7 protein-coding genes are annotated in these 7,307 nt (G+C 52.9%); 1 reads left to right on the top strand and 6 read right to left on the bottom strand.

The window, feature by feature from the left end; translation table 11 throughout:
• Positions 1 to 354: 354 nt before the first annotated feature.
• A complete protein-coding gene (locus FC99_RS12990; RefSeq protein WP_048735954.1) occupies positions 355 to 1,197 on the top strand; it encodes a fructosamine kinase family protein in 843 nt (280 codons plus the stop codon).
• 58 nt (positions 1,198 to 1,255) lie between these two features.
• Here the strand turns inward: FC99_RS12990 and FC99_RS12985 are convergent, their stop codons facing one another.
• The 6 genes from FC99_RS12985 to prmA form a co-directional block, all read right to left on the bottom strand.
• Entirely contained in the window at positions 1,256 to 1,903 is a 648-nt protein-coding gene (locus FC99_RS12985; protein ID WP_048735953.1) for an HAD-IA family hydrolase, read from the bottom strand.
• 164 nt (positions 1,904 to 2,067) lie between these two features.
• Positions 2,068 to 2,514: a D-aminoacyl-tRNA deacylase gene (gene dtd / locus FC99_RS12980; RefSeq protein WP_048735952.1), complete on the bottom strand. Its 447-nt coding sequence runs from the start codon at positions 2,512 to 2,514 to the stop codon at positions 2,068 to 2,070.
• Positions 2,515 to 2,536: 22 nt separating this feature from the next.
• Positions 2,537 to 4,768, bottom strand: coding sequence for a RelA/SpoT family protein (locus FC99_RS12975; RefSeq protein ID WP_048735951.1), 2,232 nt, complete (start codon positions 4,766 to 4,768; stop codon positions 2,537 to 2,539).
• 28 nt (positions 4,769 to 4,796) lie between these two features.
• Positions 4,797 to 5,132: a hypothetical protein gene (locus FC99_RS12970; protein ID WP_048735950.1), complete on the bottom strand. Its 336-nt coding sequence runs from the start codon at positions 5,130 to 5,132 to the stop codon at positions 4,797 to 4,799.
• A gap of 67 nt (positions 5,133 to 5,199) precedes the next feature.
• Positions 5,200 to 5,946: a 16S rRNA (uracil(1498)-N(3))-methyltransferase gene (locus tag FC99_RS12965; protein WP_048735949.1), complete on the bottom strand. Its 747-nt coding sequence runs from the start codon at positions 5,944 to 5,946 to the stop codon at positions 5,200 to 5,202.
• A 3-nt stretch (positions 5,947 to 5,949) separates the two neighbouring features.
• Positions 5,950 to 6,900: a 50S ribosomal protein L11 methyltransferase gene (gene prmA, locus FC99_RS12960; RefSeq protein WP_048735948.1), complete on the bottom strand. Its 951-nt coding sequence runs from the start codon at positions 6,898 to 6,900 to the stop codon at positions 5,950 to 5,952.
• Between the last annotated feature and the right edge of the window lie 407 nt (positions 6,901 to 7,307).

Here is a 7,307-nt window from a genome sequence, read left to right as displayed (position 1 = left end):
CCGAAAACGCTAAATCTCCAGGTATTCCGACTGTTGTCGTGGTAAAGCACAGTCGAGCCGGAGGAGGACAGGGATGCAGCCAGCCGTGGAGGTGCTGTAAGCTGCGATTCAGCCAGCTTACAGCACGGGCGACTTTGGAGACACGCGGTCTTCGTGGCTTCAAAGCGAGCGAGAAGACTGGTGACTTTCCAGTCTGAAGCGTCCCCACAGCAGGCGGAATCCCTGGCAGCCGGAGTGCGGTAATTTCACACTATCTTAATGGTGCGAATCCTTGCCGATACTGGGGCAAGACAGGTATTTCATCTTTCAACCTTTAGTCAGCATCTTAATTTTTAGAAAGAAGCGCGACAATATATGGAACTCACACCAGCTTGGTTGGCCCAACTTCCCCTTTCCCAGATTACCGCGGCAACACCCGTATCTGGTGGGGACATCAACCTGGCTTTTCGCTTAACTACGGCAGAGGGATCGGCATTTCTACTGGTCCAACCACAGACGCCAGCTAGTTTTTACAGTCACGAGGTCGCCGGTCTCAAGGCACTGGGTCAGGCAGTTAACGTACCCGATGTCCTCGCAACCGGCAATATTGATGGTGACGCCTATCTGGTCTTGGAATTTCTGGAAACGGGACACGGCAGTCAATACGACCTAGGGCAAGCCGTCGCCCGGGTTCACCGCATCACGGCTCCCCAGTTTGGTTTTGACCAGGATAATCTCGTCGGCAAGTTGCCTAAGCACAATAATTGGCAGGACGATTGGTCGACCTTTTACCTGCAGCAACGCCTCGACCCACTGGTTCAGCGGGCCCAGCAACACGGTCTATGGAACGAGCGGCGACAAACCGCCTACGATCGGGTCCGACAACACATTCTGACCGAAAACGACGGCCGGCACATTGTTCCTTCACTGCTTCACGGCGATCTCTGGTCTGGCAACTATCTGTTTACTGACGATGGCACGCCAACCCTGATTGATCCCGACGTGCTCTATGGCGACCGTGAATTCGACATTGCCATGACCACCATCTTTGGTGGCTTTAGCGCCGACTTCTACAAGGGTTATCAGGACAGCTATCCCTTTGACACGGGCTACGCCGAACGATTACCGCACTATCAACTTTATTATTTATTGGCCCACCTCAACCTCTTTGGTGAAACGTACGGTGGTGCCGTTGACGAGATTCTATCTCGCGGCTAAATTAAAAGGTTCATGACAAGCATTCCCCACGCGTGAGGAAACTTGCCATGAGCCTTTTTTATTTAGCCATCATTAACCAATCTCGTAATTCAGCATAATTGATCACACGAATCTCCGGTTGGCTTTCATCAACAATAAGGTGTTCGGGGTCAAACAACGCCCCGGCCATCCCCGCTCTGTGACCAGCCGTAACGTCTAGGTTCCGGTCGCCAACCATAATCGCCGTTTTGGGGTCGACCTGATATTGGCGGCACAGCGCCAGTAAGCTCGTTGGATCGGGCTTGCGCGGGTAATCGTCATCCGCCGTCACGGCACCCGTAAAGGCTTGGGCGAGTCCCAACTGCTCCAACCGATTCATTGCCCGGTGGTCCTTATGCGTTAACAGAAAGTTTCGGCCACCAGCCGCCGTGATCTGTGCCAACAGGTCCCCAATCCCTTGAAAGGCCTGTGCATCCTTTAATCGGGGAGCCGCCTGTAACCGATAAATCCTTTCCAAGCGCTCCCGGTCAAGCTGATACTCCGCCGAGAAGCGCTGCAAGGCGGTCCCCAGGCTGTGTTGTCGCATCGTTTTATAAATTTCTTCACTGTCGATTTCAAAGTCGTTGACCCCAGAGGCAACCAGCGCCTCCCCAAAGGCGGCCACCATCCCTGGATACGTATTCACTAGTGTGCCATCGAAGTCCCAAAAGTACTGCTGATAACGCATGCTTTTCCTCCTAAAAAAGAGGGCAGTCGTAACTGTCCCCCGCTAATCTTGTTTTGCCAGAACGCGTGTCAAAAGGCCGTTGGCTTCACTTAGCCCACCTAAGTTCAGGACTATTCGGTTACCAGTCCTAATACTCACTAGCTGACCGCCTTTTCGCCCACTTCCTATTTGGCGTCCGTATCGAACCAAATCGTCACTGGCCCGTCATTGATCAGGTCGACCTGCATGTCGGCCCCGAACACACCCGTGGCGACCGTGAGTCCCGTCGCCGCCAGCTTTTCATTGAATTCCTCATAAAGGGCCTTGGCGTGGGTCGGTTCACCGGCCGCCACAAAGCTCGGTCGGTTGCCCTTCTTGGTGTTGGCGTACAGTGTGAATTGCGACACCGATAGCACGCTACCGTGCACATCGGCTAGGCTCAGATTCATCTTGTCCGCGTCGTCTTGAAAAACCCGCAACTTACTGATCTTATGCACTAAGTAGTCGACCTGTTCACTGGTATCGCTATCCTCGGCAGCCACTAGCAGGAGAAACCCTTGATTGATGGCGCCGTGAATTTGACCGTCAATGGCGACACTGGCGCGACTGACTCGTTGAAGCAAGACTCGCATGCTAATTCACCCTTCTGACTAATTAATGGAACGCCCGCTTAACCACGTAGACGTCCGGAATGTTCTTAATGTTATCCAAAATCCGTTGCAACTCTAATTGATTTCGTGTCCCCAAACTGATAGAAATGGTGGCCATCTTGTTGTGGTCGACCTTACCATTGATGGACGTGAGGTACTTGGTGTTGTTGTTGATGGTCCGTAACACATCGTTGAGCAAACCATTACGATTGTAGCCCTGGACCTCGATGTCGGCGTTGTAGTTGGTCTTATCGCCAGCCATGTTGCCCCACCGAACCGCCACGATCCGTTCGCCATTCTTTTCGGCGTTCCGAACGTTCGGGCAGTCCTTACGGTGAACGGAGACCCCGCGACCTTTCGTGATGTAGCCCACGATATCATCGCCAGGAACCGGCGAACAACAGTGACTCAACCGGATCAGCAGGTTATCCACGCCTTCGATGACCACGCCATCGGAGTCCTTATTCTTGCGATCCTTCTTATCATTATCATTGTCGTTCTTGATGGTCTGGTGTTCTTCCAGCAACTCCCGCTCTTCGCGGCGGCGACGCTCGTCTTCAGCGGCTTGGCGGACGCCTTCCGTTAACCGGTTAGCGACCCCTCGTGGCTGCATGTCACCAAACCCAATGGCAGCCATCAGATCATCGGCGTGTTGGTAGTGCATCTTCGCCGTGACTCGGTCCAAGTTTTCCTTGGTCATCAACAATTTCGGATCATACCCCAAATCACGAATCGTTCGTTCAACCGTTTCCTGACCGGCGACGATGTTTTGTTCCCGGTCCGTTTGCCGGAAGAACTGTTTGATCTTATTGCGTGCCCGTCGCGTTGACACTAATTTCATCCAATCACGACTGGGCCCAGCGGAGCTCGAGGACGTCCGAATGTCAACGATGTCTCCATTCTTGATCTCATAGTTCAACGGTACAATTTTCCCATTGATCGTCGCCCCGGTCGTGTGGTGACCGACCTCGGTGTGAATGGCGTAAGCCATATCCAACGGCCCAGCCCCCTTGGGCAACTCCAAGACATCCCCCTTGGGCGTGAACGCGTAAACGTGGTCGCCGAAGAGTTCACCCTTGACACTGTCCATGAAGTCCGACGCATCATCCGTGTCCTCTTGGAGTTCGATAATGTGCTTAAACAAGTTCAGTTTGTCACCGGAGTTGGTCTCTTGGACCTTGTCCTTGACGCCTTCCTTGTAGGCCCAGTGCGCAGCGACCCCGTACTCAGCCACGGCATGCATCTCTTTGGTCCGAATTTGGACCTCAAGGGGCTTGCCCTCTGGTCCAATGACCGTGGTATGCAATGACTGGTACATGTTGGCCTTGGGCATCGCAATATAGTCCTTGAACCGTCCAGGCATGGGCTTCCACTGCGAGTGAATTGCCCCGAGCACCGCATAACAATCCTTAATGGTATCAACGATTACCCGAATGGCCAGGAGGTCATAGATCTGACTAAATTGCTTGTGTTGGTCCTTCATTTTTCGGTAGACGGAGTAAATGTGCTTCGGTCGACCATAGATTTCAGGATTCAACTTGAGATCCTGAATGGATGCCTGAATATCCTTGATGGCACCGGCGATGTACTGTTCCCGCTGGTCCCGCCGCGAATTCATCAGGTGGACGATTCGGTAGTACTGTTGCGGGTTCAAGTAGCGCAGGGAAATATCCTCCAGCTCCCACTTGATGGTGCTGATCCCTAACCGGTCGGCCAATGGCGCATAAATCTCGAGCGTTTCGTTGGCGATTCGGCGTTGCTTGTCCGGTCGCAAGTGTTCCAAGGTCCGCATGTTATGCAGGCGGTCGGCCAATTTGACGATCATGACCCGAATGTCCTTGGACATGGCTAGCAAGAGTTTTCGGTGATTTTCCGCCAATTGTTCCCGGTTAGACTTGTATTTAATTTTCCCTAACTTGGTCACACCGTCCACAATCAGTGCCACGTCGTCGCCAAACAGCTCCTGCACGTCACCCAACGTTACGCCGGTATCCTCCACGATATCGTGCAAGAAACCAGCCGAAACCGTTTCGGGATCCATGTTCAAGTCGGCAAGAATCCCCGCCACCTGAATGGGATGCATAATGTAGGGCTCACCGGATTGTCGCGTTTGGTCTTTGTGCGCGACCGTTGCGAAATGACAAGCTTTGACCACCATTTCAACGTGTTGCGCATTCATATATTTACCGACTCTGGCAATTACTTCTTCAGCCGTCCAGACACGTTCTTTGGTCATATTGGACGCCACCACCCTTAGATTTAAATTATGATTTCACTTCAATTTTCGTTTGGGTTAACCCGTAACCTAAATAAGACAGGCACAGGTAAACCACGGCAAAGTACAACGTGTACTGCGGGAGGAACCAGTAGGCCCCCAGCAAGTAGACCAGCGGCCAAATCAAGAGCCACCAACCGGGCTGTGCGCGCCGATAGATGAGTCTCCCCAACCAAATGGCTAAGCCCCCATTCACTAGCAGAAGCAGACCGCCAAATCGCATGACCGGACTAATATTCAGCCAGGTAGCGACTGCCGGGAGTAATAGGCCCATAACGATACCGATAATCCAGTACCGCCACCCCAATTTATTTAAAACTGCCATCTATCTCTCACCTATCTCTCTTTATATTGCAATTATTTTAGCATGTTTCAGGTGAGATTTCACCCTGTTATCTCGGTTGTTGCAGTTCCAAGACCATTGACACCGCTGACAGCAGAAATAACGGGGCCGTTTCGGTCCGTAAAATTCGGGGTCCTAACCCCACTAAGACGGCTTGGGCTGCCTGGGCCGTTTGCACCTCGGCCGGACTAATACCGCCTTCAGGGCCAAAAATGGCGAGCAGGCTTTGCCCCGTCTGAATAGCCTGAAGTTGCTGGTTTAACGCACTTTGTTCACCCTGTTTAGCCGATTCTTCATACGCCAGCAGCTTTACATCGGCCGGCTGTTCCACGACTTCTTTGAGGCTCTTGGCAAAGCTCACTTCGGGCCGCCGCAAGCGATGGGCTTGTTCGGCAGCACCGTGGGCAATCTTAGTTAGGCGCGCTAACTTTTTCGCAACTTTATTGGGCTGCCACTTGGCTACGGACCAGTCCGCGGCGTAAAAGACGATATGATCGACGCCCAGCTCGGTGGCCTTCTGCGTGATCCATTCCGCCTTTTCTTGTTTCGGCAGGCCACACGCAATCGTCACGGCAACTGGCAACTCAACGGTCGGCGTGGTCACCGCCGTCAGTGTGACGGTTGCCGGGTCAATCGCGTCGAGTTGACCATGAAACAGGTGCGCCGTGTTATCCACGAACTCCGCCTTCGCTCCGGGTTCGGCCCGCAAGACGGTCACCCAATGATGGGCAATCGATTCAGGTAACGCTACGTGGTCACCGGTCTGATGGGCCGTTTCTAGAAAATACCGTTGCATACCCTATTCATCCTCCGTTGGCTTATGGGCAATCACGCCGCGCCAATCCTTCATTTGTAAAATGTTATCGATAATAAAGCCTTGCTTTTCTTGTGCCGCCACGACTTCGTCTAATTTGTCAGCAATAATACCGGATGTCAGGAAGTAGCCGCCAACGTTTAAATTCTCCCAGGCTTGAGGAATCAATGGCAAAATGATCTCGGCCAAAATGTTGGCGACGACCAAGTCGACTGGCTGGTGAATCCCTTTAAGTAGGTCGTTGGGCTTAGCAACGATATCCTTGGCAATCGGATTCAAGTCTAGGTTGGTCTTAGCCGAACGTACGGCAACGTTATCTAAGTCAAAGGCCGTAATCTGCTTGACGCCCAGATATTTCGCAGCGATGCTCAGGACACCGGATCCCGTACCGACATCGTACATGGTCTCGCCGCCGCGAACGACCATTTCTAGCGCCGTCATTGACAGCCGCGTGGTCGGATGCGTCCCGGTCCCAAAGGCCATCCCGGGGTCAAGGCGAATGACGTGCTCATCGGGCTGGACGGGTTGATAGTTTTCCCAGCTGGGGCTAACGGTCAGGTAGCGTGTCACGCGAACCGGATGGTAATATTTCTGCCAAGCCGTCGCCCAACTGACATCGTCGACGGCCTTAGTCGTGACGGTCCCTGGGGTTGGGTCCAAGCCAAATTTCGTCAGATCACTGACCCGTTGCTTGATGGTCGGCAAAATTTCGGGAACAAAAATCGTTTCGGGATAGTAGGCGCTGATTTCGGCCCCACTAGTCCGGTGTGGAATCGTCTTCAAATCGACGATCTCACCGTACTTGCCCGCTTTCAGATGGTCGTAGTCGGCTGCGTCGTCGATCTTAACACCGCTGGCCCCGGCTTCTTGTAAGATGTTGCTAACGGCTTCTACCGCTTCATTGGTAGTGATGACACTCACTTCGGTCCATTGCATGTGACTTGTTTCCTCCTTATTAATACGGTTCTTTCAATTAAACTAGTGTCAATTTGCCGCACTACGGCTGCCAGGGATTCCGCCTGCTGTGGGGACACTTCAGACTGGAAAATCACCAGTCTTCTCGCTCGCTTTGAAGCCACGAAGACCGCGTGTCTCCAAAGTCGCCCATATTGTGAGCTAGCCTCTGGCCAGCCCACAATATTACCACGGCTGGCTGCATCCCTGTCCTCCTCCGGCTCTGATTGCGTATTACCGCGGAAACGGTCGGAAAACGTGGAGACTCAGCGCTTTGGGTTTAATCAATAACGCTTGTTACAGTCAGTATTCCCGTCGTCTAAGTACACTGTGTAAGCCAAGAGGTCGGCAGATATGGGCTCAGGTGCGTCGTTCTACTTGGCTGGCGA

Origin of the sequence: Levilactobacillus koreensis JCM 16448, assembly GCF_001435525.1 — a bacterium.
Lineage (GTDB): Bacteria > Bacillota > Bacilli > Lactobacillales > Lactobacillaceae > Levilactobacillus > Levilactobacillus koreensis.
This window is presented reverse-complemented; position numbering and strand designations above follow the sequence as displayed.